The sequence below is a fragment of the Pleomorphomonas sp. JP5 genome (genome assembly GCF_023721815.1).
GTDB lineage: Bacteria > Pseudomonadota > Alphaproteobacteria > Rhizobiales > Pleomorphomonadaceae > Pleomorphomonas.
In genome coordinates, this window is sequence record NZ_JAMDLI010000022.1 from 108,724 (window position 1) to 133,378 (window position 24,655).

At 64.2% G+C, this 24,655-nt stretch carries 22 protein-coding genes; 12 read left to right on the plus strand and 10 right to left on the minus strand.

Translation table 11 applies throughout. The features are described from left to right. The first annotated feature begins 201 nt into the window (after positions 1-201). The 6 genes from M4J40_RS19955 to M4J40_RS19980 all read left to right on the plus strand — a co-directional run bounded on the left by M4J40_RS19955 (position 202) and on the right by M4J40_RS19980 (position 9,132). A complete protein-coding gene (locus M4J40_RS19955) occupies positions 202-1,221 on the plus strand; it encodes a substrate-binding domain-containing protein (RefSeq protein WP_251756170.1) in 1,020 nt (339 codons plus the stop codon). A 101-nt stretch (positions 1,222-1,322) separates the two neighbouring features. After that, the gene (gene ptsP, locus M4J40_RS19960; protein WP_251756171.1) at positions 1,323-3,917 is read left to right on the plus strand and encodes a phosphoenolpyruvate--protein phosphotransferase; all 2,595 of its coding nucleotides are present in this window, start codon (positions 1,323-1,325) and stop codon (positions 3,915-3,917) included. Between the two features lie 18 nt (positions 3,918-3,935). Further along, positions 3,936-5,708: a PTS glucose transporter subunit IIBC gene (gene ptsG / locus M4J40_RS19965; protein WP_251756172.1), complete on the plus strand. Its 1,773-nt coding sequence runs from the start codon at positions 3,936-3,938 to the stop codon at positions 5,706-5,708. 259 nt (positions 5,709-5,967) lie between these two features. Next, positions 5,968-7,461, plus strand: coding sequence for an NAD(P)/FAD-dependent oxidoreductase (locus M4J40_RS19970; protein WP_251756173.1), 1,494 nt, complete (start codon positions 5,968-5,970; stop codon positions 7,459-7,461). Then, positions 7,454-8,758: an NAD(P)/FAD-dependent oxidoreductase gene (locus M4J40_RS19975; protein ID WP_251756174.1), complete on the plus strand. Its 1,305-nt coding sequence runs from the start codon at positions 7,454-7,456 to the stop codon at positions 8,756-8,758. The genes M4J40_RS19970 and M4J40_RS19975 overlap by 8 nt, the downstream gene beginning before the upstream one ends. Beyond that, complete coding sequence (locus M4J40_RS19980) at positions 8,755-9,132, plus strand: DUF1667 domain-containing protein (RefSeq protein ID WP_251756175.1); 378 nt, start codon at positions 8,755-8,757, stop codon at positions 9,130-9,132. Before M4J40_RS19975 ends, M4J40_RS19980 begins: the two co-directional genes overlap by 4 nt. On the opposite strand, the gene M4J40_RS19985 is transcribed toward M4J40_RS19980, so the two are convergent. Then, entirely contained in the window at positions 9,126-10,604 is a 1,479-nt protein-coding gene (locus M4J40_RS19985) for an undecaprenyl-phosphate glucose phosphotransferase (RefSeq protein WP_251756176.1), read from the minus strand. The two genes, M4J40_RS19980 and M4J40_RS19985, sit on opposite strands and share 7 nt — an antisense overlap. Positions 10,605-10,710: 106 nt before the next feature. Next, a complete protein-coding gene (locus M4J40_RS19990; RefSeq protein WP_251756177.1) occupies positions 10,711-11,280 on the minus strand; it encodes a polysaccharide biosynthesis/export family protein in 570 nt (189 codons plus the stop codon). 316 nt (positions 11,281-11,596) lie between these two features. On the opposite strand from M4J40_RS19990, the gene M4J40_RS19995 reads away from it, so the two are divergent. Next, complete coding sequence (locus M4J40_RS19995; RefSeq protein WP_251756178.1) at positions 11,597-12,838, plus strand: hypothetical protein; 1,242 nt, start codon at positions 11,597-11,599, stop codon at positions 12,836-12,838. A 27-nt stretch (positions 12,839-12,865) separates the two neighbouring features. Here the strand turns inward: M4J40_RS19995 and M4J40_RS20000 are convergent, their stop codons facing one another. The 8 genes from M4J40_RS20000 to hemB form a co-directional block, all read right to left on the minus strand. Beyond that, positions 12,866-13,789 (minus strand): DMT family transporter, encoded by a 924-nt coding sequence (locus tag M4J40_RS20000; RefSeq protein ID WP_251756179.1) that lies wholly within the window; start codon positions 13,787-13,789, stop codon positions 12,866-12,868. Between the two features lie 21 nt (positions 13,790-13,810). Continuing rightward, entirely contained in the window at positions 13,811-14,572 is a 762-nt protein-coding gene (locus M4J40_RS20005) for an ABC transporter ATP-binding protein (protein ID WP_251756180.1), read from the minus strand. Beyond that, the gene (locus M4J40_RS20010; RefSeq protein WP_251756181.1) at positions 14,569-15,609 is read right to left on the minus strand and encodes an iron ABC transporter permease; all 1,041 of its coding nucleotides are present in this window, start codon (positions 15,607-15,609) and stop codon (positions 14,569-14,571) included. The genes M4J40_RS20005 and M4J40_RS20010 overlap by 4 nt, the downstream gene beginning before the upstream one ends. Next, positions 15,606-16,631, minus strand: a complete 1,026-nt coding sequence (locus M4J40_RS20015; RefSeq protein ID WP_251756182.1) for an ABC transporter substrate-binding protein — start codon at positions 16,629-16,631, stop codon at positions 15,606-15,608. The genes M4J40_RS20010 and M4J40_RS20015 overlap by 4 nt, the downstream gene beginning before the upstream one ends. A 468-nt stretch (positions 16,632-17,099) precedes the next feature. Then, positions 17,100-17,312 (minus strand): DUF2842 domain-containing protein, encoded by a 213-nt coding sequence (locus M4J40_RS20020; protein WP_251756183.1) that lies wholly within the window; start codon positions 17,310-17,312, stop codon positions 17,100-17,102. Positions 17,313-17,486: 174 nt separating this feature from the next. Further along, complete coding sequence (locus M4J40_RS20025) at positions 17,487-18,773, minus strand: O-acetylhomoserine aminocarboxypropyltransferase (protein ID WP_251756184.1); 1,287 nt, start codon at positions 18,771-18,773, stop codon at positions 17,487-17,489. Between the two features lie 142 nt (positions 18,774-18,915). Next, positions 18,916-19,452: a hypothetical protein gene (locus tag M4J40_RS20030; RefSeq protein ID WP_251756185.1), complete on the minus strand. Its 537-nt coding sequence runs from the start codon at positions 19,450-19,452 to the stop codon at positions 18,916-18,918. 1 nt (position 19,453) lies between these two features. Beyond that, on the minus strand, positions 19,454-20,443 hold the full coding sequence (gene hemB, locus M4J40_RS20035; RefSeq protein ID WP_251756613.1) for a porphobilinogen synthase: 990 nt from the start codon (positions 20,441-20,443) through the stop codon (positions 19,454-19,456). Positions 20,444-20,621: 178 nt separating this feature from the next. Between hemB and M4J40_RS20040 the strand changes: the two genes are divergently transcribed. The 5 genes from M4J40_RS20040 to M4J40_RS20060 all read left to right on the plus strand — a co-directional run bounded on the left by M4J40_RS20040 (position 20,622) and on the right by M4J40_RS20060 (position 24,594). Further along, positions 20,622-21,056, plus strand: coding sequence for a DUF6163 family protein (locus M4J40_RS20040; RefSeq protein ID WP_251756186.1), 435 nt, complete (start codon positions 20,622-20,624; stop codon positions 21,054-21,056). Between the two features lie 302 nt (positions 21,057-21,358). Beyond that, on the plus strand, positions 21,359-21,874 hold the full coding sequence (gene ldtR, locus M4J40_RS20045) for a transcriptional regulator LdtR (protein WP_251756187.1): 516 nt from the start codon (positions 21,359-21,361) through the stop codon (positions 21,872-21,874). 670 nt (positions 21,875-22,544) lie between these two features. Next, entirely contained in the window at positions 22,545-23,828 is a 1,284-nt protein-coding gene (locus M4J40_RS20050) for a murein L,D-transpeptidase (protein ID WP_251756188.1), read from the plus strand. 70 nt (positions 23,829-23,898) lie between these two features. Further along, positions 23,899-24,135, plus strand: a complete 237-nt coding sequence (locus tag M4J40_RS20055; protein WP_251756189.1) for a DUF6898 family protein — start codon at positions 23,899-23,901, stop codon at positions 24,133-24,135. Continuing rightward, a complete protein-coding gene (locus tag M4J40_RS20060) occupies positions 24,136-24,594 on the plus strand; it encodes a hypothetical protein (protein ID WP_251756190.1) in 459 nt (152 codons plus the stop codon). The last annotated feature ends 61 nt before the right edge of the window (positions 24,595-24,655 follow it).

The window sequence follows — 24,655 nt, forward strand, 5'->3', positions numbered from 1 at the left end:
CTGACGCGACGCTCGGGTTTGTACAGATCTTTCAAACCGGTTCGAACTTCTTTATTTCTCCATCCGAAATAATTTTGTCTCCAGCCGTATCTGCCGTTGTTTCGTGGGAAAAGTAGCGATATGAGCTCTGGTGTTGTCTCCAAACCGGTTCGAAGCGGAGCTGATAGTCGGCTCGACCGGTCCCGATCTGGAGGGGCTTAGGTGAATCTCAGGGAGCTGGCGCAGCATCTCGGATTGTCGAAGACGACGGTCAGCCGGGCTCTCAACGGCTTCTCCGAAGTCAACGAGGAGACGCGGCTCCGTGTTCAGGAGGCCGCCAGGCGCTTCAACTACACACCCAACGTCAGCGCCAAGCGCCTTGCCACGGGGGAGTCCGGGGCGTTCGGCGTGGTTCTGCCGGGGGCGTCGACCGAGATGGCCGATCCTGTGTTCGGAGAGTTCCTGGCCGGATTGGCCGATGGGGCGGGGCGGTGCGGTCGCGATCTTTATGTCAACGCCACCTTCGACGGCGAGGAGGCGGGTTATCGTCGTCTTGCTCGCGCCAAGGCGGTCGACGTGATGATCCTTGCCAACCTGAAGGTCGAGGACCTTCGTATCCGCCTCCTGTCGCACCTCGGCCTTCAAACAGTCACCTGTGGACGCACGGCCGGCTCGCTGGTCTATCCGCATCTCGACATCGACCATGAGGACGGCGTTCGCCGGGCCGTCGATCTGCTCGCCGGTCTCGGCCACAAGGCGATTGCGTTGGTCAGCGGTCCGGCCGATCTCTCGGCATCCGAGCAGCGCATGGTCGGTTGGCACGCCGCTCTCGGTCGACGTGGGCTTGCCGCCGAAGCCGGTCTTTTCGTTGCAGGCCCCGCCACCGAGGACCACGGCTATCGCGCCACGCGCGCGCTGCTGGCCCTGCCGACGGCTCCGACCGCCTTTCTCTGCGCTTCGATGTTCCTCGCCTCCGGTTGTTGCCGGGCGATCGGCGACTGCGGCCTCAAGATCGGCCGTGACGTTTCGGTCATCGCCCATGACGACGGTCTTGCAACCGTGCGGCCCGAGGCCTTCGAACCGGCACTCACGACCACCTTTTCGTCGATCCGCTCCGCCGGGGGGCGTGTCGCGGAGTTGGCCGCCGCTCTGGTCGGCGGCGCCGATCCGGCCACTCTCTCGGAAGTCTGGCCGGTCGACCTGATCTTTCGCGACAGCGCCCAGGCGCCGCCGCGACGATGATTGGCCTCTCGGCTGGAGCCGGGGCGCATGCACACGAGTTGAACGAGACAGGGCGATATCACCGCCTGCTGGAGAAACCCAAGATCTGACGGAGTCTTGACGTGGTTGATCATACAAAGAACGCGTCCGGCGGCGGCAAGCCGCTCGACGCGAAGGACAGTCTTTGCCTTCGAGCTCCGATCGGCGGTTGGCTTTGCTCCATTGCCGACGTTCCGGATCCGGTGTTCAGCGGTCGGATTCTTGGCGATGGCTTTGCCGTCGACCCGACCGATGCGACGCTGCGTGCGCCGTTCTCCGGCATCGTCACCTCGCTCCACCGCGCTCATCACGCCGTGACACTGCGGGCGGAGGACGGCGCCGAGGTGCTGATGCACATCGGCCTCGACACCGTGGCGCTCAAGGGCGATGGCTTCACGCCACATGTTGCCGAGGGTGACCGAGTCAAGGCCGGCGATCCGTTGATCAGCTTCGACATGGATGTCATCTCGCAACTGGTCCGCAGCCTTGTGGTTCCGGTGGTGCTAACCAACGGCGAGCGATTCACTCTGGCCGTTTCCGGCGTCGATCGGGAGATCGCAGCCGGTGACGAGGTTGCCACCATCGTTCCGCAGGGCGAGGCGACACCGTCCAAGGCGAACGCATCGGAAGGCGATGCGGTCATCGTCAAAGTCCGTGTTGCCGATCCGCATGGCATCCATGCCCGGCCCGCCGGCCTGATCGCCGAGGCGGCGAAGTCCGGTGCCGCCGAGGTCATCATCCGTCTCGGAGACCGCAAGGCGAGTGCCGCCAGCCCCGTCGGGTTGATGCTGCTCGGCGCCCAGCACAATGACGAGCTGACCATCGAGGCCAAGGGAGCCGATGGCGCCGAGATCGCAAGCCGTATCGCTACGCTGCTCGGCGGGCCGGAGGTTCCCGAAGTGTCCGCCGCCGCTTCCGCGCCCGAAGCCGTCGCATCGTCTGAACCTGCAATGCCTGAAGTCGCCGAAGCGCCCGAGCTTTGGGGGCCGGGTGTCGCCAAGACCATCGACGGCACGACGGCATCGCCGGGGCTTGCCGCCGGCGTGTCGGTTCGCATCACGTCCGAGGACTTCGAGATTTCGGAGGCCGGCGCCGACGTCGAGCAGGAGATCAAGGAGCTGCGCGCTGCGCTCAAGACGGCCGCGACCGATCTCGGGGCCAAGATCGCCGAGAGCAAGGGGCAGCAGGCCGAGATCCTCACCGCCCACTTGTCCTTCGTCGAAGATCCCGATCTTCGCGACGCCGCCTGGACGATGATCCGCGACGGTAAGAGCGCTGCCTACGCCTGGAAAACGGCCATCGATCGTCAGGTCGCCGCCCTGCGCAAGCTCGGCAATCCCGTTCTCGCCGAGCGGGCCGCCGATCTCGAGGATGTCCGCCGACGCGTTCTGGCTATTCTGCTGGGCGTGTCCGGCTCGGCGACGGTGCTGCCCGACGAGGCGGTCATCTTCGCTGCCGATCTGCTGCCGTCGCAGTTTGCCGATCTCGATCTGAGCAAGGTGGCCGGCATCGTGCTGGCCTATGCCGGCCCGACGGCGCATGTGTCGATCCTCGCGGCGTCGAAGGGCATTCCGGCCGTGGTCGCCGCCGGCGTCGGCGTGCTGTGCGTACCCGACGGACAGCCGGTTGTTCTCGACGCCGATCGGGCTTCCGTGCGGATCAACCCGCCGGAAGGAGATCTTGCTGACATTCGTGCCGCCGTGGTCCGTCGCCGCGAGCGCCTCGCCGCCAATCGCGCCGCGACGCAAGACGATTGCTACATGGCCGATGGCAAGCGGATCGAGGTGGTGGCCAATCTCGGCGGTCCGGCCGATGTGGCCGTGGCGCTCGAGAGCGGCGCTGAAGGCTGTGGCCTGATGCGGTCGGAGTTCCTGTTTCTCAACCGTACCTCGGCTCCAAGCGAGGACGAGCAGTACGCCCAGTACCAGGCCATCGCCGATGGCCTGAAGGGGCGACCGCTGATCATCCGCACCCTTGACGCCGGCGCCGACAAGGACGTGCCCTACGCCAACCTGCCGAAGGAAGAAAATCCCGCCCTCGGCCTGCGTGGCGTTCGCATGAGCCTCTGGCAGCCCGAACTGCTCCGGACGCAGATCCGCGCCATCCTGAGGGTGAAACCCTACGGCCAGACCAAGATCCTGCTGCCGATGATCGCCACGCTCGCCGACCTTAGGGACGTGCGCAAGGTGATCGACGCGGAGATGAAGGCGCTCGGCCGCACCGCGCCGATCGAGGTCGGCATCATGGTCGAGGTTCCCTCGGCGGCGCTAATTTCGAAGACGCTGGCCGCCGAGGCCGACTTCCTGTCGGTGGGCACCAACGATCTCGCCCAGTACACGCTGGCCATCGATCGGGTGAACGCTCGCCTTGCCAAGCAGCTCGATCCCTTCCATCCGGCGGTGCTCAGGCTGATCCAGCTGGCGGCTGAAGGCGCAAGGACGCATGGCCGCTGGGTTGGCGTTTGCGGCTCGCTCGCTTCCTTCCCGCTCGCCGCGCCGGTGCTGATCGGTCTCGGCGTCACCGAGCTGTCGGCGACGGCCGGCTCGATCGCCGAGATCAAGGCGATGGTGCGTACCCTCGACATGACCAAGTGCAAGGCGGTCGCCGAAGCGGCGCTCGCCCTCGAATCCGGCGAGGCGGTGCGCCGAATGCTCGCCCAGTCCTGGCCCGAAGCTTAATCCCAGAGGTTTCCAACCATGTTCAAATCAGCCTTCGGAGTGCTGCAGCAGATCGGCAAGGCGCTGATGTTGCCCGTAGCCGTGCTGCCCGTCGCCGGCCTTCTGCTCGGCATCGGTGCGTCCAACTTCTCCTTCCTGCCCGAGATCGTGTCGCAGGTCATGGCCAAGGGTGGCGACGCCATCTTCGGCAACCTGCCGATCATTTTCGCCGTCGGCGTCGCCCTCGGTCTTGCCAAGAATGATGGCGTCGCCGCCATCGCGGCCGTCGTCGGCTACTTCGTCATGACGGCGACGCTCAGCGCCATGGCGGTGTTTCTCGACGTGCCGGTGCTCGCCGGCAAGACGGTGCCGACCATCGATACCGGCGTGTTCGGCGGCATCATCATCGGCGCCATCGCCGCGTCGCTGTTCAATCGCTACTTCCGCATCCAGCTGCCGTCCTATCTCGGTTTCTTTGCCGGCAAGCGCTTCGTGCCGATCATCACGGGACTGGCGGCCATCGTGGCCGGTGTGGTGTTGTCCTTCGTCTGGCAGCCCGTGCAGGCCGGCATCGACGTGTTTTCGCACTGGGCAGCCGAAAGCGATCCGCGCCTCGCCGCCACCATCTACGGCTTCGTCGAGCGGCTGCTGATCCCCTTCGGTCTGCATCACATCTGGAACGTGCCGTTCTTCTTCGAGATCGGTTCCTTCACCGATGCCGCCGGTAATGTGGTTCACGGCGACATCAACCGCTTTTTCGCGGGCGATCACACGGCCGGCATCCTGTCGGGCGCCTTCCTGTTCAAGATGTGGGGGCTACCGGCAGCGGCCATCGCCATCGCCCACACGGCCAAGCCGGAGAACCGCGTCAAGGTCATGGGCATGATGATCTCCGCTGCCCTGACCTCGTTCCTGACCGGCATCACCGAGCCGATCGAGTTCTCGTTCCTGTTCGTCGCGCCGGCCCTCTACGCCGTGCATGCCGTGCTGGCCGCCACCACCCAGTTCGTGGCCAACACGCTCGACATCCACATGGGCTTCACCTTCTCGCAGGGGGGCATCGACTTCCTGCTGTTCAACGTCTTCGGTTCCAACGCCCATAACTGGTGGATGACGCTGATCCTCGGGCCGATCTACGCGGCCATCTACTACGGGGTGTTCCGTTTCGCCATCCAGAAGTTCAACTTCAAGACGCCGGGTCGCGAGGACGATGCCGTCGCCGCCGTCGAGAGTGCCGAAGAAGCGCTCAGCGGCGACGATCGCTTCGCTACCGCTCGCAAGCTGGTCGCCGCGTTTGGCGGAGCCGAGAACATCACCAACCTCGATGCCTGCATCACCCGCCTGCGCGTCGGCGTTGCCGACATTGCCAAGGTGAACCAGAGCAAGTTCAAGGAGATGGGGGCCGCCGGCGTCATGGTCGTCGGTCAGGGGCTGCAAGTGATCTTCGGCACCCAGTCGGAGAACATGAAGACCGACATGGACGAGTATCTGCGCACTCAGCCCGCCGGTGGCGTGGCTCCGGTCGCCGCTGCCGCGCCGGTCGCGGCCAGGCCCACCGCCGGGGTGCCGTCGGTTGCCGCGCGACTGAAGGCCGACCAGATGGTCGATGCGCTCGGTGGCCACGCCAACATCGTCTCGGTCGAAGCGGTGTCCGGAACCCGCGTTCGCATCGAGGTGGCCGATCCCAAGCGGTTCGACCAGTCGCTGGTCAAGAAGGCTGGCGTCCGGGCCATCGCCACGCTGGGAAATGCCAACTACCAGCTGATTGTCGGCGACGATGCCGGCGAGGTGGCGCAGGCGCTATCGGCCTGATGCATCCGGCTTCATTCGTGGTGAGCCGACCATAGCCCGAGGCATAATGAGCAATGCCGCCTTCCCGAAAGGGAGGGCGGCATTGTTGCTTTCGTGAGCTTCAAAAGCGGCGGGTGCTATAGGCGTTCATACCGATCCGAAACTTTCGATTTAGATGATACGAAAGACAAAACGAACCAAAACGAAGATCATTCGAACTTTGTAGATTGTGGCGGGACAGCCAGGTCGCGCTGTCGGCGAGCCTGCGAGGGAGACGGGCATGGCGGGTAGTTTTGGAGCGGGGCCACTTCCGGACAGCGCCGATGTCGTCGTCATCGGCGGCGGCGTGGTGGGGTGCGCCATCGCCCGTTCGCTGTCGCGTTACGAGCTGTCGGTGCTGCTCATCGAACGGTCGCCCGACGTTGCCACCGGCACTTCCAAGGCCAACAGCGGCATTCTGCATGCCGGCTTCGACGCGGAGCCCGGTACCTGGAAGGCGCGTCTCAACGTACAGGGCGCCCGGCTCTATGCCGAGCTATCCGAGGGGCTCGGCATTCCGCGAAAGGCGACCGGGTCGCTGGTGGTGGCGAAGGATGCCGCCCAGATGGAGACCGTGGCGGACCTCCGCCATCGCGGTATCGACAATGGCGTGCCGGGCCTTGAGATCTGGTCGCGGGAGCAGGTTCTCGCCCATGAGCCGAACATTTCGCCCGATATCTCGGGCGCGCTGTGGGCGCCGACCGGCGCCATCGTCTGCCCGTTTCTCGCCACTGTCGGCTTTGCCGAGAACGCAATTCGCAACGGCGTGCGTATCGTCACCGAGTGCGCCGTGACTGGGCTCGAGGTGGTTGATCGGCAGATCGTGGCGGTGAACACGTCGTGTGGCCGTGTCGCGACGCGCTTCGTGGTCAACGCCGCCGGCCTTCATTCGGGTGAGATCGCCCGTCTTGCCGGAGATGACAGCTTCACCATCAAACCGCGCCGGGGCGAGTATATCCTGTTCGATCGCAGCGTCGGCCAGTTGATCAACACGGTGCTGTTCCCCACGCCGGACAAGGTGTCGAAGGGCATCCTGGTGTCGCCCACCGTGCACGGTAACGTGTTCATCGGCCCCGATGCCACCGAGATCGACGATCCCGAGGACAGGGAAACGACGGCAGGTGGCCTCGCTGGAATCATTGCAGGTGCCCGCCGCATCATGCCGACCTTGCCGCTCGGGACGGCGATCACCGAGTTCGCCGGCTTGCGCGCCGCTGCGGGCAAGGACTTCGTCATCGGTCCGTCGCCGGCTGCGCGTGGTCTCGTTCATGCCGCCGGCATCCAGTCGCCGGGCCTTACGTCGGCTCCGGCCATCGGCGAGGTCATGATCGAGGTGCTGCAGGACGTCGGCCTCAGGCTGAGGTCGAAAGCGAGCTTCGTGCCGGTCAACCCGGCAAAGCCGCGGTTCCACGAGATGGACCGCGCGACGCAGGCGGAGCTGATTGCCGCCGATCCGCTGTTCGGCCGCGTCATCTGCCGCTGCGAGACCATCACCGAGGCCGAAATCGTCGCCGCCATCCTGTCGCCTTGCGGAGCGCGCACCGTCGACGGCGTCAAGCGGCGGGTGCGCGCCGGCGCCGGTCGCTGTCAGGGCGGCTTCTGCGGGCCACGTGTCACGGCGATTCTCGCCCGCGAGCTTGGCATTCCCGTCACCGCCGTTCGCAAGGACTCGGCGGACTCCTGGCTGTTTCTGTCACGTGCCGATCTAGACGCCGGGGAGGGCATCCATGCGTGAGTTATCCTACGATGTGGTGACCATCGGTGGCGGCCCGGCCGGCATGGCGGCGGCGTTGGCCGCGCGCGAGGCCGGCGCGGAGCGCGTGCTGATCATCGAGCGCGACCGCGAACTCGGCGGCATCCTCCAGCAGTGCATCCACAACGGTTTCGGTTTGAGGCGCTTCGAGGAGGAACTGACCGGGCCGGGGTATGCCCATCGCTACATCGACATGGTCAAGGCAACGGACATCGACGTCTGGCTCGACACCACGGTGCTCGCAGCCGAGCCCGGTGGCGTCATCACCTCTGTCAGTCCCCATGCTGGACTGATGGTCGTCAGGGCGAAGTCGGTGGTCTATGCCATGGGCTGCCGCGAGCGGACGCGTGGCGCCATCCGTACACCGGGAAGTCGGCCGGCCGGTGTGTTTACCGCTGGCGCCGCCCAGCGCATGGTCAACATGGAGGGCTACCTGCCGGGCAAGGAAGTGGTGATCGTCGGTTCCGGCGACATCGGCCTGATCATGGCCCGCCGCATGACCTTCGAGGGCGCCAAGGTGAAGGCCGTCTTCGAGATCATGCCCTATTCCAATGGCTTGACGCGCAATATCGTCCAGTGCCTGGAAGACTTCGATATTCCGCTCTATCTCGGCCACTCGGTGACGGCAATCCACGGCAAGGACCGGGTGACCGGCATCACGGTGTCGCAGGTCAACGACAGGCTGGAGGTAATCGACGGCACGGCCTTCGACGTTTCATGCGACTGCGTGCTGCTTTCCGTCGGCCTCATCCCCGAGAATGAGATCGGTCGAGCGGCCGGTGTTGCTCTCGATCCGATCACCAGTGGCGCGCGCGTCGACCAGTTTCGCCAGACCTCGATTCCCGGCTTCTTCGCCGCGGGCAACGTGTTGCACGTCCATGATCTCGTGGACTGGGTGTCCGAGGAGGCGGCGATCGCCGGCCGTTCGGCGGCGCGTCATGCCAGGGGCGAACTCCCCGCGTCCGGTCCAGAGCGGTCCGTTGCGGCGGGGGAGGGGCTGCGCACGGTCGTGCCGCAACGCCTCTCCGCCCTCGAACCCGGCAAGATGAGCGTCCGCTTCTACTTTCGCGCCGCCAAGCCGATGGGCGCGTCGGTGCTTCAGTTCTGGGCCGATGGGGTGCTCGCCTTCGAGCGCAAGCTGAGGGTGGTCAAGCCGAGCGAGATGATCGTCGCGGACATTCCCGTTCGCAAGATCGGTGACGCCGCGACGTTGGAGTTCCGCGTCGTGCCGGCGCCCGAGAAGACCGAAGCGGAAGACGCGATCGAGGAGGAGGCATGATGGAACGCGTGGTTCACGCCATTCAGTGCATCGGCTGCCCGATCGGTTGCGGCGGCGAGGTGGTCGTCGAGAACGGCGCCGTGGCCGAGATGTCCGGCTTCACCTGCAACAAGGGGCTCGCCTATGCCGCCGAGGAAGTGGTGGCGCCCAAGCGCATGGTGACGACGACGGTAAGGGTGTCAGGCGGTGGCCTGGCGCTGTTGCCGGTTGTCTCGGCGGCGCCGGTCCCCAAGGAGCGCATCTTCGACTGTCTGCGCCTCCTGCGTGGCGTCACGGTTGCCGCTCCGGTGGCCGAGGGGGCCGTCATTGTTTCCGATGCGTTGGGCCTGGGCGTCGATTTTCGCGCCGCCCGCGACATTTCGTCCCTTCAGTAGGCGTTTTCCTGGTTGAGGATGCGGATCGGCGTCAACATGAGTATGTAGAGGTCGAACAGCACCGACCAGTTTTCGATGTAGTAGAGATCGTGCTCGACGCGGGCCTGGATCTTGTCGGGCGTATCGACTTCGCCGCGCCAGCCGTTGATCTGCGCCCAACCGGTGACGCCGGGCTTCACCTTGTGGCGGGCGAAGTAGCCGTCGACCACTTCTTCCCAGAGCTTGTGCTGGGTGTGGGCGTTGACGGCGTGGGGGCGGGGGCCGACCAGCGACAGGTCGCCCTTCAGCACGTTGAACAGCTGCGGCAGTTCGTCGATCGAGGTCTTGCGGATGAAGCGCCCGACCGGCGTCACGCGTGGATCGCCGCGCGTCACCACTTTCTCGGCCTTGATGTCCGCCTGATCGGCGTACATCGAACGGAACTTCATCACCGAGATCACCTCGTTGTTGAAGCCATAGCGCGGCTGCCGGAACAGGACGGGCCCCTTGGATGTCGCCTTCACGGCGATGGCCGCGCCGATCATCACTGGTGACAGCGCGACGATGGCAAGACTGGCGATGACCACGTCGAACATCCGCTTGGACACTTGCGACCAGCCGGTGATCGGTCGATCGAACAGATCCAGGAAGGGGACACGGCCGATATAGGAGTAGGAGCGCGGCCGAAGGCGCAGCTTGCTGGAGTGAGCGGACAGGCGAATGTCGACCGGTAGCACCCAGAGCTTTTTCAGAAGCTGCAGGATACGGACTTCGGCGGTGGCGGGCAGGGCGACGATCACGAGGTCGATGGCGGCGAGGCGGGCGAAGTCCACGAGATCGGAGGTGTTGCCGAGCTTGGGAAAGCCTTGCTGACTTTCCGGACTGCGGTCGTCGTTGCGATCGTCGAAGATGCCGAGGATGGCGAGTTCGTTGCCGCCGGTTTCCTCCAGCGCGGTGATGAGGGACTCGGCCATGGCGCCGCCGCCAAGGATGACGGCTCTCTTCTGCAACCGCCCGGCGCGGGTCAGCCGGCGCGTCGCCAGCGTCGTGGCGGCAGAGGCGAGGCCGAGTGCCATCACGCCCGACACGTACCAGGCCAGAAACCACAGCCGAGCGACCTCGGGTACGCCATCGCCAATGATCAGCATCACCGAGACGAAGCCGAAGACGCTCGACCAGGCGACCAGAATCTTGGCGAACCGCTGGGAGTGACGGCGCAAGAGCGACAGGTCGTTGGCGCCAAGGATCTGGGCGACGAGCAGCGTCAGGACAGCGGTGCCGACCGGAATCGTGATCGTCATACCAGTGAGCGATACCGAGAACAGCGGCAGAAGGGCGATGCCGATGACGGCCAGGCAGAGGCCTTCGAAGGCGGCGGCGACGCCACTTACCAGCGAGGGGGCGATGGTGGCGTCACGATAGTTTCGAGCGAGGGCTTCCGCCGTCGACGGAAGGTGGGAAGCGGGCCCCGAGCCCGGCTCTGTGACGTTCATCGCAACTCATCCTCGCATATCATAGCGAACGAAGCCGCCATGATGGGCCAAAAACACTGAGGCGGAGTAAAGGGACGGCGACAGAGCGTCTTTGGCAGTTGCTTCGTCAGAACAGCCGCTGGGCGACACGCAGGACATCGCCGGGCCGGACCAGGGCGCTCGGCGGGAGTGTGCCTGTGTAGAGCTTGCCGTTCAGGCGACGAGACACGGCGATGCCGCCTTCGTTGGCGCGTGAGGTAAAGCCACCGGCAATGGCGATGGCGGTCTCGACGGTCATTGTGTTGACGTAGCTGTACTGCCCGGGATTGCGTACTTCGCCCATGATGAAGAAGGGACGATAGGTGTCGACTTCCACCGTGACGTCGGGATTGTTGAGATAGCCTCTCTTGAGACCACGGGTGAGCGCACCGGCCAGCTCCTGCGTGGTCAGGCCACGGGCCGTGACGTTTCCGACCAGTGGATAGGCGATGTAGCCCGCCTGATCGACGGAGAATGTGCCGGAGAGCGCCGTCTGCTCGAAGACGGTGACGCGCAGCTTGTCGCCGCTGTCGAGGCGGTAGGGGCCGTCGAGTCCGTCGGGAATCGGGGAGGAAGCGCCCACCGCCCGCCGCCGGGGCGCGGTCGTACAGGCGCCGAGGCCGAGCAAAGCCAGACCGAGAAAGGCGCGTCGCCGCATGCGATTGTCCCCATGAAATCAGCGAGAATACGGGAACCGACCCTAGTCTGGCATGGTTAAGGAAAGGAAAACGCAGTTTAACGACTCTTTATCAAGTCTTTCCGAGGGGCGAGAATCTGGGGACCTCGGTAACATTTTTGCGATGTTTAACGGGCTGGTTACCATACCCGCCCATGCTTTTCGCATGGAAAGGCAAGCTCCGCCCTTGAACGTGTTCGGTGCGCCTCCTGCCGGTGAGGCGGGTGGCGGTGCGCGTCAGGCTGTCTTGCAGTCCGCTTGGCGCCGGAAGGCCTTGCTGGTCGTGTTGGCTGCGTCCGTGGCCATTGTGACATACGGTTTTCTCTCCACTTTGCAGTCGGGCGTCGAAGTTCGTGCCCGTCTCGCTGTCGATCGGACGAGCGCGGCGGAAAGTATCGTCGATTCCGAGTTCCTATCGGCTCAGGCAAAGCTCATCACGTCGCGCGACACCCTTCGCCGGGCCGCTACCGAACTCGGTGTGACCGATGTCCGCGCCGTGTTCAAACCGCCGCTCCACGTGAGTCTTCTGGCGGCTGTGGGCATGGGGAGCGCCGGCAAGCTGGTTGCTCCGGAAGAGAAGTTGACCGAGGCTCTCGCGGCCGGCTTCTCGGCTGCGCCGTCTGGCTATGGTCGGCTGATCGACATCCGATTCTCGGCCGACAATCCGGACTTTGCCATTCGTTTCGTCAATCGAGTCGTCGGCGATTATCTCCAGCTACAGGCGACGAGCGGTGGCGTCGGTGCCAGATTGGTTTCCGGTGCGACACGGGTCGAGCAGGCGGCAAACATTTCGCCCTGGGTGGGTGGTGCCTTGGCCGGTCTGCTCGTGCTTGCCTTGGGCGCGGCAGCGGCCGTCATTGGCCGCCAGCGTCGCCGAGAGATCGGCGAACAACCAGAGGAAGCTCCGCTCGTCGTGGATGCCTTTGAGCCCGTTTCTCCAAAGACCGTCGCTCAGGAGACTCGTCCGGCGACAGTGGAGATCGAAAGGCTCGCCGATGCCGCGACCGTTGCTCCCGCCAGCGCCCTCGTCGACCTCGCCGAGCGTCGCCGGGTCGCTGTCGCGAGTTTCGGAGACGGCGGCGAGAATCGTCGCCTTATCGACGAGCTGACGCGAGATGGCGGCTTCAACGGTGCGCGTATCGTCGTTGTTGATGCGAGTCGGCATGCCGACGACCAGCCTGGCCTCGCCGAGCTTCTGGCGGGAGAAGCCGACTTCACCGACGCCATCCAACGCAATGCCAGTTCGCGCGCCCACGAGATCGGTCCCGGTCGCCGTCCGCTGGGGACGCTCGCCGATGACGCCGAGTCTGCCGCGATGCTGCTTGAAACGCTGGAACAGACCTACGATCTCGTGCTGATCGACCTTGGACGGCTGCGGGCCGACCCGGCTTTCGCGCTGTTCGCTCGGCTTGCCGGACAACTCATGCTGACGGGCGATGCCGATTCCGCCGCCGTCGATACGCTTCTGGCCGCGCTCGGCCGCCGGGGCGTCACCAGCATCACGCGCGTGGCGAAGGCGGCCGGCGAGATCGCGGCCTGAGCGTCTCTTTCCGAAGAGTGCAGAAGTCTATGTCTGGCGAACCGGGGGCGGTGCCTTCCAGAAGCCGACAATGGCTGCCGCCGCCACTATGGCAAGCGCACCGACGATACCAAAGGTATCGGGGACCGATGCGAACACCACAAGGTCGAACAGCAAGGCCCATATCATCGCGGTGTACTCGAAGGGCGCCAGCGTCGATGCCGGCGCCCGGGCGATCGCCTCTGTCATGGCGATGTGAGCCAGTCCGCCCAGGATCCCGGAAGCGATCAGGGCCGCCAGGCCGGTGGGCGAGGTTTCCACCCAACCGAGCAGCAGGCTGAGGAGGCCGCCGAGCGCCGACACCACCGCGAAGTAAAAGGCGATTGCCGCCGGTGTCTCAGTTGCCGTCAGCTTCTTTATCTCGATCTTGGCGAAAGCCGTGGTCAGCGCGCAAAGGACGCCGGCTCCGACGCCGAGCAGAGTTTCCAACGCCGACTCGGGCCGGGTGAAAGCCGGCACCAACATCACGATGACACCAAGAAAGCCGGCGACGGTGGCCCACAGGACCAAGGCGCCGGGGCGTTCGCGCAGAAGCACCACCGCCGCCGGAATGGTGATCAGCGGGGCCAGAAAGGAAAGCGCGGTCGCCAGGGAAAGGGGCAGATGAGCGAGCGACAGGAACGAGAGGAACATCGCGGCGGCACCGAGCATGCTGCGCTTGAGATGGCCCATGGGGCGCCGCGTTCTCAGTCCATGCGGCAGGTCGCCACGCCACCAAAGGTAAATCAGGATCGGCCCGAGCGCCACGGCCGAGCGCCAGAACATGATCTGGCCCACAGGGGCTTCGATTGCCGCCAAGCGAACCGAAAGGCTCATCGACGCGAAGAGGAATGTTGCCAGAAGGCGAAGCGTGATGCCTCCCACCACGCTGTCGAAGAAGGCGGGACGGTCGTCGGACGTGGCCGGCGTCATGGAGCGCTCTTCCTCGAGACTCTAGAGAAGGTAGTGAACATGGAGGCGTGCATGATGACGCGACGGCTCGACACGGGCCTCGACGGAGAAGACCTCGCGAAGAAGCTTCTCGGTCAGCACTTCCTCCGGGCGGCCCGCCGTGGCGATCTTGCCGGCCCTCATGACGATCAACCGGTCGCAGAACATGGCGGCGTGATTGAGATCGTGGAGCGCGATGATGCTGGTCACAGGGAGCTTGCTGACGAGACGGAGCAGGCTGATCTGGTGGTGAACATCCAGATGGTTGGTCGGCTCGTCGAGAAAGAGTTCCGTCGGCGTTTGAGCCAGCGCCCGCGCGATGTGGACACGCTGCTTTTCGCCGCCTGAGAGAGTCTGCCAGAGCGCGTCGCGCATGCCGGCTATTCCCGTTTTCTCGAGTGCGGCCTCGACGGCATTCTGGTCGTCGGTCGACCAGCTGGAGAACAATGACCGGTGGGGAAAGCGCCCGAGCTTGACCACGTCGATCACCTTGAGGCTGGCATTGGTCGCCGCGTGCTGTTCGACGAACGCCACCCGCTTGGCGATCGTCCGGCGATCGGCGGTTCCGAGGTCAATGCCATCGATCGTGATCCGGCCGGCGTGCGGCTGTCTCAGGCCGGCGAGGAGGCGGAGCAGCGAGGTCTTTCCGGAGCCGTTGGGGCCGAGAAGGCCCAGCGTCTCCCCAGGACGCACGTCGATCGAGACGTCGTCGACAATGGCCCGCCTGCCGATCTTCCAGGTGATCCTCTCGGCGGAAACGCTCATGACGGACTCCTGAACCGGTAGAGGATGGCCGAGAAGAAGGGAACGCCAACGAGCGCCGTGACGACGCCGACCGGCAAGGTCTGCCCCGGGACCAATAGCCGCGAGGCTATGTCGGCCAGAACCATGAAGACCGCGCCGGCGACCGCCGAGGCGGGCAGAAGCCGCATATGGAGAGGTCCGATGAAAAAGCGAACCGCGTGCGGCACGACGAGGCCGACGAAGCCGATCGACCCGACCATGCTTACGATCGTCGCAGTCATTAGCGCGGTGAGCGCGAAGAGCTGCAGTCTCACCTTGCCGACGTTAAGCCCCAATGCGGCGGCGGCCTCGTCGCCGAAGGCGAAGGCATCGAGATTGCGGGCGGAGATCATGCAGGCAACGAGCCCGAAGCCTGTCACCGAGGCGACCAGCGCCAGTTCCGGCCAACGGACGCCGCCAAAGCTGCCGAGCAGCCAGAACATCACGTCGCGCGCCTGTTGGGCATTGCCCGAGGTGGTCACGATATAGGAGGTTGCGGCGTTGAAGAGCTGCGACGCCGCAACGCCGGCGAGGATGGTCCTGTCGGCGCCGCCGCGCGTACCGTTCGACAGGAGCGCCACGAACAGGAAGGCGCCGAATGCGCCAGCGAAGGCGCCGACGGAAAGCGAAACGGCTCCGGTGCCGATGCCCAGGATGAAGATGGCAACCGCCCCGGTCGAAGCGCCAGCCGAGATGCCGAGCACATAGGGCTCGGCCAGGGGATTGCGAAGAAGCGATTGCATGATCGCTCCCGACAGCGCCAGGCCCGCACCGCAGAAAGCCGCCACCAGAGAGCGGCTCAGACGGTAGTCCCAGATCACCGCCTCGTGGATGGGCTCGAGCTCGATCGCCGTCCATCCGAGTCGATTGGTTATGGCGCCGAATGTCGTCGAAAGGGGGATCGGCAGGTCGCCCACCCCCACGCTGATGCCTATGACCAGCGCGACCACGATAAGCGACGCCAAGACGGCGGTGGCAACCACCGCAACATGCCAGACGGCCGATCTCGCTTCGATCACTTCAGGTAGCCAAGGCTTCTGAGCTGGTCGGCCACCTGCTCCGCGCCATAGATGGTGCGGAGCGTGGGATTCATGGCCTGGCCATCCATCACGACGATTGCCTTGTCGCGGACCGCGCGCATCTGGCTGACGGCAGGGTCGGTCGTCAGAAACTTGATCTTGGCTTCCGGCCTGTCGAGCTCCCAGCGATTGCGGTCCAGACTGGCGATGACGATGACATCGGGATCGGCGGCTATGATGGCTTCCCAGCCAAGGGTGGGCCACTCCGTTTCCGTATCGAGGGCATTGGCGCCGCCAAGCAGGTCGGCGATGAAGCCGGAGGCGCCGTTCTTGCCGCCGAGATAGGCATCAGCTGACGGAGACGGACTTGAGAACCAGAACAGATACTTGAGCTTGCGGTCGCCCGTCGACACCTTGGCCCGCAGTCCGGCCTCGCGCGCCCTGAAGTCGGCGATCAGCGCCTGACCGCGATCGGCTACGTCGAAGATGCGCGAGAGCTCGTCGATCTCCTTGTAGAGCAGTTCCGAGGTCCAGAGGTTGGCACGGCTTCCGTAGACATCCTTGGATCCGGATGCGTCGAGGCAGGTGCTGGGCGACAGATAGGTTGCGATTCCCAGGTTGTCGAAATCTTCGCGCTTGGCCACCTTGCTGTTCGGTCCGACGAGGCTCGGCAAGGCGGCTGCGACAAAGTCCGGCCGTTCGCCGAGAATGGATTCGAAGGTGGGGAACTCGGTGGAGAGAAGCTTTACCTTGGCGTTGGCTTCGGCGAACTCGTCGAGCACCTTGCTCGGCCAGAAGGCGGTGCCCACCATCCGCTCCTCAAGGCCAAGGGCCAGCATGATTTCCGCGCTGTTCTGGCCAAATCCTACCGCGCGCTGTGGCGCCTTCGCATAGGTGGCGGCCTGTCCGCAGTTGTCGATTGTCAGTGGGTAGCTCGTCGGCTCGGCCCACGCCTCGGTCGGCAGGACATTGACGAGGGCCAGAAGCCCGGCGGCAACGACGGTGGACGTGTACGCGGTCATTCCTGCTCCTCGTGCAAACGCATTGTTCCTTGCCCGCGCCTGACAAGAGGGCGAGACCAAAGTGGCTGCTTTGCGGAGTTATCGGTACGCCGACACTGGCGGTCTTTGGCCCCTCGGCGAACTGGCGCTCGTCGACGCCTCGAATATCCTGATGTAAGAAATCCACTTTTCGGCCGTATGCATTAATGCAAATGCGATCCATTTGCAAATACGGATACAGACGGATGCGGCACTTGCACATCGCAATGAAGTCAAAGGGAAATCACAGGGCGCGCGTTATCTTCTCGCGTCGTCGACTTGCAGCTGTCCGGGCACATACGCGAGTTCAGGCAGTCTCCGGTTCGCCCGTGCCGGCGGTCCGGAGGCTGAACCCCTGCGGGAGAGCTAGCGGTTCGAGTGGAGCTTTTGAATTTGACATTTGAGCGGGCGCTCTATGTGAGGCGGGACTCAAATGTCAAATTCGCTCCACTAGACGCGGCGGTCCGCCTTGGTCATCCAGACGATGAGACCGCCGGCCGGCGGAACCCAGAGCAGGCCTGCCACCAGATAGTAGACGAGTTGCCACCAGGCATTCGCGCCGGGGAGCACCGCCACAGCAATGACCATGGCGATCAGAGCGTAGATCGGAACGGTAATCACGAGGATGATGGTGCCGATCAGCTTCCTGAGACTTGAGGACAAGCGCGCCTCCGCCGTTCAGTGGAGCGAAGTCGGCATCCGATTCCGGCCAGTTTCAGGCCTTCGGTCGGATGCCGCTAAAGGAGTCACCAAACCCAACGCTCGACATTGGATCAGGTGTGGGCATTTGTCTCGGGACGATGCCGGTCGGACGCAAGTCTCCCAGGGAGGCAGGCGTCAGTCGATGTGCGACAGGGCCTGATCGAGGTCGGCGATGATGTCGGCGAGATCCTCGATGCCGATCGACAGGCGAACCACGTCCGGTCCGGCGCCTGCCGCCACCTTCTGCGCATCGGTCAGCTGCTTGTGCGTGGTCGAGGCGGGGTGGATCACCAGCGAACGGGTATCGCCGACGTTGGCGAGGTGGGAGAACAGCTCAACGTTCTTCACCAGCGTCACGCCGGCATCGTAGCCCCCCTTGAGGCCGAAGGTGAAAACGGCGCCGGCGCCCTTTGGCGCATATTTCTGCTGCAGGCCGTGATAGCGGTCGCCCGGCAGGCCGGCGTAGGACACCCAGGCCACCTTCGGGTGGTCGGACAGGAACTCGGCCACCGCCTTGGCGTTGTCGGTGTGGCGCTGCATGCGCAACGGAAGCGTCTCGATGCCGGTCAGAATCTGGAAGGCGTTGAACGGCGAGATGCAGGGCCCCAGGTCACGCAGGCCCAGCGCCCGGCAGGCGACGGCGAAGGCGAAGTTGCCGAAGTTCTTATGGAAGACGAGGCCGTTGTACTCGGGCCTCGGCTCGCACAGCATCGGATAGCGGTTTTCGCGCGACCAGTCGAAGTTGCCGGCGTCGACGATGATGCCGCCGAGCGAGTTGCCGTGGCCGGCCAGGAACTTGGTCAGCGAATGAACGACGATGTCGGCGCCATGCTCGATCGGACGGCAGAGATAGGGCGTTGCCAGAGTGTTGTCGACGATGAGCGGCACGCCGGCCCGCTTGGCCACGTGGGCGACGGCGGCGATGTCGGTGACGATGCCGCCGGGATTGGCGATCGATTCGATGAAGATCGCCTTGGTGCGTGGGGTCACCGCCTTCTCGAACGAGGCAGGGTCGGCCGGATCGGCCCAGACGACGTTCCAGCCAAAGTTCTTGAAGGCGTTGGCGAACTGGTTGATCGAACCGCCGTAGAGCTTCCTGGAGGCGATGAATTCGTCGCCGGGCTGAAGCAGCGTGTGGAAGACGAGGAGCTGGGCGGCATGACCGGAGGCGACGGCAAGTGCCGCCACACCGCCTTCGAGGGCGGCGACGCGCTCTTCGAGCACCGCCTGCGTCGGGTTGGTCAGCCGGCCGTAGATATTGCCGAAGGTTTCGAGGCCGAACAGCTTCGCCGCCTGGTCGACATCCTCGAAGACATAGGACGCGGTCTGGTAGATCGGGGTAATGCGGGCGCCGGTCGTCGGGTCCGGAGCGGCGCCGGCATGGATGGCAAGCGTCGAAAATCCGGGGGTCTGTTCGGTCATCTGTTTCTCCCTCGTCGCCTCTGGGATTTTCCCGCCGTGGCCGACGGTTGGGTCGGCACGCAATGCTGCTGACCGGCGGGGCCATCGGTCGGCATTTGGGGCGACACCCTAATCCCTCGCACGGCGGAGAGACAAGGTGGCATCAGCTTCGTCGATGGCTTGTCGAAAACCGTCTGGCCGCGAGCAGCGCCACGCCAAGGAGTGCGCAAAGAAGGGCGCCGATGAGGGATGGATGTGGCCGCCCGATCATCGCAGCGAGAAAGACGAGAGGCGGTATCTCGGTTCTGAGGCGTTTGGCGCCACTCTCCACCGCGGTCGCATCCTCCAGCCAGAAACGCTCCAGGAAAAAGAGCCGGGCCTCTCCGATCGGCTGCCCCCCGATTTCGGCTCCCAGAAGATTGCGCCCGCCATCCAGGCCGTCACCGAAGGCGCAGCGCAGACGGCCGGGGTGGCCGCCGAGGGCGTTGGCCCGCCGGTAGTCGATCTCGATCACATCGAAGATGCCGCTCGAACGCTTCAGCCCGTCGACGACAAGGTCACCCTGCTCCTCCAGGGCGGGCAGGGCGTTCAGACAGGCACTGGCGTCGCGATAGCCGTTTGCCAGCCACCACGCTTCGGTCGCGACGACCGCTCCGATGGCAGCGGCCGCGACGATCTTGAGAAGGTGGAGCGGCCGCACGTCAGCCCTTCAGCTTGCGGGCCACGTCGCGGGCGAAATAGGTCAGAATGCCGTCGGCGCCTGCCCGCTTGAAGGCGAGAAGGCTTTCCATCATCGCCCGCTCGCCGTCCAGCCAGCCATTTCGCGTCGCCGCCATGATCATCGCGTACTCGCCGCTGACTTGGTAGGCGAAGGTCGGCACCTGGAACTCATCCTTGAGGCGGCGAAGGATGTCGAGGTAGGGCATGCCCGGCTTGACCATGATCATGTCGGCGCCCTCGGCGAGGTCGAGCTCGGCCTCCTGGATCGCCTCGTCGGAGTTGCCGGGATCCATCTGGTAGGTGCGCTTGTCCCCACGCAAGGTCTTGCTGGTGCCGATGGCGTCGCGGAACGGGCCATAGAAGGCCGATGCGTACTTGGCCGAGTAGGCCATGATCTGCACGTGCTCGAATCCGGCATCGTCGAGTGCCGAGCGGATGGCGCCGACCCGGCCGTCCATCATGTCCGAGGGGCCGATGATGTCGGCGCCGGCCCTTGCCTGGTTGAGCGCCTGCTCGCAGAGCACGGCCACCGTCTCGTCGTTGAGGATGACGTCGCCCTCGAGGAGGCCGTCGTGGCCATGGCTGGTGTAGGGGTCGAGGGCCACGTCGGTCATCAGGCCGATATCCGGAACGGCGGTCTTGATGGCCCGAAGCGCGCGGCAGATGAGGTTGTCCGGCGACAATGCCTCGCTGCCGTTCTCGTCGCGCTTCACGGGATCGGTATAGGGAAAGAGTGCGATGGCCGGGATGCCGAGCGCGGCCGCCTCGGCGGCATCGCGCACCGCCTCGTCGACCGAAAGGCGTTCGACGCCGGGCATCGAGGCGATCGGAGTCCGGACACCGACGCCATCGATGACGAAGATCGGCCAGATCAGGTCGTCGACAGTGATGCCGTTTTCGCGCACGAGGCGGCGCGACCAGTCGGTCTGGCGCAGGCGGCGCATGCGACGGCCGCTCAGAATGGCGCGCATGTCAGGCGCGGCGGCGCCGTTGGAGAAGGGAGTGTTCGCGGTCATGATGGGAGGTCCTGCCAGCGGAAAGCGGTGCCGCTTTAGCACGGCTCCGCCTCCGGCTCTATACGCGGGTCATGATTTGATCGATACTCCGGCGCAAATTTGAGGCAGGCTTGCAGAGTGAAAGGATCATCGGATGAGTGGCAACGGCGACACGCGGCAGTCCGATGGGCTCGAAACCAGCCTTTGGAGCAAGTTCGACGCTCGCTTGACGCTGGTGGTCTATGTCCGCTTCCTGTCGACGGTGTTCCTGGTCGCCGGTCTTGCGCGCTGGGCGACGATTCTCGGGTTCGGCATTCCGAGCGGCAACTTCCTGACGCTCTCTTCGCCGGTCATCGTGGCGACGCTGTTCTTCGCCGTCGCCGATCTCGTGGCGGCGGTGGGCCTCTGGCTGCTCGCTTCGTGGGGCACCGTGGTCTGGATGATCAGCGCTCTGACCGAGACGGCGCTCTATGGCGCCTATAACCCCCAGTTCGGCCGCAACTACCCGCTGATGATCTTTCACATCGGCACCGTGGTGCTCTACGCGGTGCTCTCGGCCTATTACGAACGGACCCGCGATCGTTTGTGAGAGTCAACAAAGAGTTATTGCGTAAAATTTGGCAATTCGTCTCAACTGCCTTTTCCGAGCAGAGTCGGATTGATGAAAACTAGGTCGAATTTTGTGGAATTGGCCTGAAATCGCTGGGTTGGCTTGCTTTTTGGGGGCGTAAAGTACTGCTTTACCAAAGCGAAGACTCGGGTAGGTTTGGAATCGCGTTAAACTTATATTCAGCTTGCCCCTTAAGCTGATTTTCAAAGCTCTCGGCTACTGTCGTGATCAAGGCGGACAAAGAGCCGCATCCAAAAAGTACGACAGAGAGGCTTTCAACCATGGCCAACGCCAAGCGCGCCTACGACCTTTACGCCAACGAGCCCGAAGAAGAGCAGGGCCTCCAGCCGCTTTATCTCGAGGCGCTCCGCCTCGTAGAGCGTCTGCACCGACGCCTGCTCGATGTCATCAAGGACGAGTTCGACCGTTCGGGTCGCACCGACGTCAATGCCGTCCAGGCGCTCCTCCTGTTCAATATCGGTGATAGCGAACTGACGGCCGGTGAGCTCAGGACCCGCGGCTACTATCTCGGTTCCAATGTGTCCTACAATCTCAAGAAGCTGGTTGAGATGGGGTACATTCATCATCAGCGCTCGCGCATGGACCGTCGTTCGGTTCGCGTCAAGCTGACGGACAAGGGGCAGGCGGTCGCCGATATCGTCGGCAAGCTCTACAACCGCCACATCATCTCGATCGAGACGGTCGGCGGCATCAACCGTGACGACTTCAAGGTGCTCAACAAGTCGCTGCAGCGGCTGGAGCGCTTCTGGACCGACCAGATCCTCTACCGGCTCTAAGGCCGCAACGCGTTCTCCGGAGCGCCATTTCAGCGCGAATCTTCGCCCAAAGCGGCTGCCGTTACCCACGGCGGCCGCTTTCCGTTTGCGATAAAAGTCCGTCACGGATGGCGAATGCTACGAAGTACCAAGTCGACAGGCTGTGTAACGTTGCCTGTTCCTCTGTCAAAACTGACAGTGACGTTTTCCAAAAGAGAGTATTGGTGCCTCAAAAGAGGTAGGGTGAACGCCGATACAGCGCTTTTTCTGTTGCGTTAACCATTTTTTAATAGTTTGCTGTCAGATGTTAAGTGTATCGAGCATGTCGGTTGGAATGCTTCCTCCCCTTTCCTCAGACCGGATGCATCGAACGTCTCAACTCCTCCCGAGACGCGCAACTTGGCCCTGAGCGCCCTCCCTGCGCTCAGGGTCTTTTCTCGTCCGCGCGTTGCCATGCCGTCCGGTCGGATATGTCCACGGGCAGGGCCTATGCTCACAGTCCTCGATTTCGCCATGAATTGCCGCTAAACGGCGAGCCACCTAAGCTGTCTTGCGAGTCCTTCGTAGGCGGTTCACTTGTGCGGGAATCTTCCGGAAAGGCGGCGTTAACCATGGCCATTGTCCATTGGCCGAGGTTTCAGCGCCTTGTTCGGCTTTCCGGCGTCCGAACGGTTCAATCTGGAGTGCGGTCGTGAAGGGATCATTTTTGTCGATGGCGGCAAGCCGCCGCGGGGTGCTCAAGGCTGGCATCGCCGGAATGACGGCGCTGGCGGCTACCGCCTCCAAGGCCCAGACGATGCTGGCCCAGACGGAATGGACCGAGGGTTTCGACGTTTCCGCGCCTACCGACATGACGACGCAGCCGACGCGCCCGTCGATCTCCGGGCAGTCGGGCTTCTACACCGAACAGGCGATTTCCCAGTACTCGTCGATCGCCATGCAGGGCGGGTGGCCCCAGGTTCCGGCAGTCGGCAAGCTCCGGCTAGGCATGGAGAACCCGGTTGTCGGCGTGTTGCGCCAGCGTCTGATGATCACCGGCGATCTCGATCAGAGCGCCGGTATCTCCACTGCTTACGACACTTTCGTCGATGGGGCCGTTCGTCGGTTCCAGGAGCGCCACGGCATCATCGCCAATGGCGTTGTCGATGATGCGACGCTGCGCCAGCTCAACGTTCCGGTCGAAACGCGCATCCAGCAGCTCCAGCTCAATCTCGTCCGTCTTCAGGCATTCCCCAGTCCGCTTGGTGGCAGTGGCGACCGTTTCGTGATGGTCAATGTGCCTGGCGCCGAGATCGAGACCATCGATGGCGATACCGTGCACTCGCGCCATCGTGGCGTGGTCGGCAAGATCGACCGGCAGACGCCGCTGCTCAACACCAAGATCACCGTCATCCGCTTCTTCCCCTACTGGACGGTTCCGAAGAGCATCATCCTCAAGGACCTGATCCCGCAGATGCAGAAGGACCCGTCCTATCTGGACCGGCAGAAGATCCACGTGTTCGATCCGCGCTCGGGAACCGAGGTGTCCTGGCAATCGATCGACTGGAAGACCGACCAGGCGGTCAACTACATGTTCCGCCAGGAGCCGGGCGACCTCAACTCCATGGGGACGGTGAAGATCGATTTCCCGTCGCCGGAAGGCGTCTACATGCACGACACGCCGAGCAAGGGTCTGTTCGGCGGCAACGATCGCTTCCATTCCTCGGGCTGCATCCGCGTTCAGAACGTTCGCGAGTATGTCTACTGGATCCTCAAGAACACGCCGGACTGGCCGAAGGATCGCATCACCGAGGCGCTGACCTCGGGCGAGCGCATCGATGCGCCGGTGGCCGATCCCGTGCCTCTCTACTTCCAGTATATCACCGCGTGGGCGACGCCGAACAACACGGTCGAGTTCCGCGACGACATCTATCAGCGCGACGGTCTCGGCGTTCCGATGTCGCCGGAGGCACAGAGCCAGGCTCAGGCCGGCTGATTTTCCCGACACTTCGTGGTAGTTTGAGCCCGTCCGGATTTTCCGGGCGGGTTTTCTCTTGCGGTGCCGCATGACCGGAAGCGTGGAAGAGCGGGAAGTCTATTTCGAGTTCGTCGCCCTCGGCAACGCCGTGCGCGTCTCTGCCATTTGCTCTGTCACGGGCGTGGAAGTGCAGGTGATCGGTCCGGCCGGGGCTGCTCGTCACGATCTCGAGCGTCTGGCGCTGCGAAAGCTCGTGAAACGCCTTGCCGAGACGAATGCGCAGCCGCTGGCCACCGCTCCGCGTGGGGGAGGTTTCACCGTATAGATGCGGCCCGAACTCGCCCAGTCTCTCGCCTTCCTGGAGCGTCTTGCCGATAACGCGCGGGCCGAGCCAGTCCTGTTCGGGACGGCCGTTCTCGAGTTGCTGGGCATCGGCGGCTTTCAGGCATCCGACCTGGATGTCATCGTCTCCGTCGACGACGCCGAAGCTCTGGCGGCGGCGGCCGGTGTCGAGCCGGACGGGCAGGGTGGCAACGACAGGTTCCGGTCCCGCGTACACCTCCATCTCGACGGCGCACCGCTTGTCATCGACATTATGGCCGAGATGAGCATTGGGTCGTCGGATGGCTGGACGCCCTATGACCTTCGGGAGATCACCGAGATCGCCGTTGACGGAAGGCGGTTCCGAGCAGCCTCTCTCGCCGATCTCCGGCGATTCTACTCGCTTGCCGGGCGAACGAAGGACATCGCAAAGATTGCCGCCCTCGACGCCATCCTGGCCTGAGACGATCGCATATTCGATTTAGGCGGGGCTGCTGGTCGCTCGTTGGGCGGCCCTCCGGTTG

Bases quoted from the DNA above. Each gene is read 5' to 3' on its own strand.
- M4J40_RS19985 (WP_251756176.1), bottom strand. From the start codon at position 10,604: ATGAACGTCACAGAGCCGGGCTCGGGGCCCGCTTCCCACCTTCCGTCG.
- M4J40_RS19975 (WP_251756174.1), top strand. From the start codon at position 7,454: ATGCGTGAGTTATCCTACGATGTGGTGACCATCGGTGGCGGCCCGGCC.
- M4J40_RS19990 (WP_251756177.1), bottom strand. From the start codon at position 11,280: ATGCGGCGACGCGCCTTTCTCGGTCTGGCTTTGCTCGGCCTCGGCGCC.
- M4J40_RS20025 (WP_251756184.1), bottom strand. From the start codon at position 18,773: ATGACCGAACAGACCCCCGGATTTTCGACGCTTGCCATCCATGCCGGC.
- M4J40_RS20055 (WP_251756189.1), top strand. From the start codon at position 23,899: ATGACCGGAAGCGTGGAAGAGCGGGAAGTCTATTTCGAGTTCGTCGCC.
- M4J40_RS20005 (WP_251756180.1), bottom strand. From the start codon at position 14,572: ATGAGCGTTTCCGCCGAGAGGATCACCTGGAAGATCGGCAGGCGGGCC.
- M4J40_RS20060 (WP_251756190.1), top strand. From the start codon at position 24,136: ATGCGGCCCGAACTCGCCCAGTCTCTCGCCTTCCTGGAGCGTCTTGCC.
- M4J40_RS19980 (WP_251756175.1), top strand. From the start codon at position 8,755: ATGATGGAACGCGTGGTTCACGCCATTCAGTGCATCGGCTGCCCGATC.
- M4J40_RS19970 (WP_251756173.1), top strand. From the start codon at position 5,968: ATGGCGGGTAGTTTTGGAGCGGGGCCACTTCCGGACAGCGCCGATGTC.
- M4J40_RS20000 (WP_251756179.1), bottom strand. From the start codon at position 13,789: ATGACGCCGGCCACGTCCGACGACCGTCCCGCCTTCTTCGACAGCGTG.
- ptsG (WP_251756172.1), top strand. From the start codon at position 3,936: ATGTTCAAATCAGCCTTCGGAGTGCTGCAGCAGATCGGCAAGGCGCTG.
- ldtR (WP_251756187.1), top strand. From the start codon at position 21,359: ATGGCCAACGCCAAGCGCGCCTACGACCTTTACGCCAACGAGCCCGAA.
- M4J40_RS20040 (WP_251756186.1), top strand. From the start codon at position 20,622: ATGAGTGGCAACGGCGACACGCGGCAGTCCGATGGGCTCGAAACCAGC.
- M4J40_RS20015 (WP_251756182.1), bottom strand. From the start codon at position 16,631: ATGACCGCGTACACGTCCACCGTCGTTGCCGCCGGGCTTCTGGCCCTC.
- hemB (WP_251756613.1), bottom strand. From the start codon at position 20,443: ATGCGCGCCATTCTGAGCGGCCGTCGCATGCGCCGCCTGCGCCAGACC.